Genomic DNA, 757 nt, shown 5'->3' on the forward strand with positions numbered 1-757 from the left:
TAACCACCCTTCCAAAGGGTGGTTTGCTCTAAGGCTATAAGCCTTAATTACCGGCCAGCGTCTAAAGGCGCTGGCTTTCACTTGTGTTCAAGCCATATTGCCTTTGCCTCTTTTGCTTACCCTTAAAAGGGTGTTTGTATTACTCAGCGACCTCTAAAGGGGTCTTCATATTCCCGTACACTTAATTTATCAAGTGCTATATCATGTTTCTCCTGATCTTGAATGTATTTCTTGATCGTTGCTTCATTTAATCCTACCGTACTCACGTAATAACCCTCTGCCCAAAAATGCCGATTTCCGAACTTATATTTTAAATTCGCATGTTTGTCGAAAATCATTAAGGCACTTTTTCCTTTTAAATATCCCATAAAGCTAGATACACTCATTTTTGGTGGAATACTTAAAAGTAGGTGCACGTGATCTGGCATCATATGTCCTTCGAGTATTTCGACTCCTTTATACCTACATAGTTGCTTGATAATTTCTTGAATACTTGCTCTGTATTGATTGTAAATTATTTTTCGTCTATACTTTGGAGTAAATACAATATGGTACTTACACATCCATTTTGTGTGGGCTAAACTATTTGTTTTATTAGCCATTAACAGCTCTTCCTTTCTTTTTAGCAATATAGCCTGAACAACTATATTCTAGCGAAAGGAAGAGCTTTTTTGTATAACATTTTGGTCCCCACCCGCATAGCAGGTGGTTTATTGTTTCGCACGTTTCACGTACTCAACTGACTAAAGTCACTAAT

The 757-nt window shown here is 37.4% G+C and carries 1 protein-coding gene; it reads right to left on the minus strand.

What is annotated here, in order from left to right:
* Positions 1–143 precede the first annotated feature (143 nt).
* The gene (tnpA, locus tag GMB86_RS15310; protein ID WP_155221406.1) at positions 144–602 is read right to left on the minus strand and encodes an IS200/IS605 family transposase; all 459 of its coding nucleotides are present in this window, start codon (positions 600–602) and stop codon (positions 144–146) included.
* Between the last annotated feature and the right edge of the window lie 155 nt (positions 603–757).

Origin of the sequence: Terrilactibacillus tamarindi, from assembly GCF_009718825.1 — a bacterium.
GTDB classification, from domain to species: domain Bacteria; phylum Bacillota; class Bacilli; order Bacillales; family Sporolactobacillaceae; genus Terrilactibacillus; species Terrilactibacillus tamarindi.

What these genes read in the sequence shown, in the direction of transcription:
- tnpA (WP_155221406.1), bottom strand. Translation starts at nt 602, where the DNA reads ATGGCTAATAAAACAAATAGTTTAGCCCACACAAAATGGATGTGTAAG.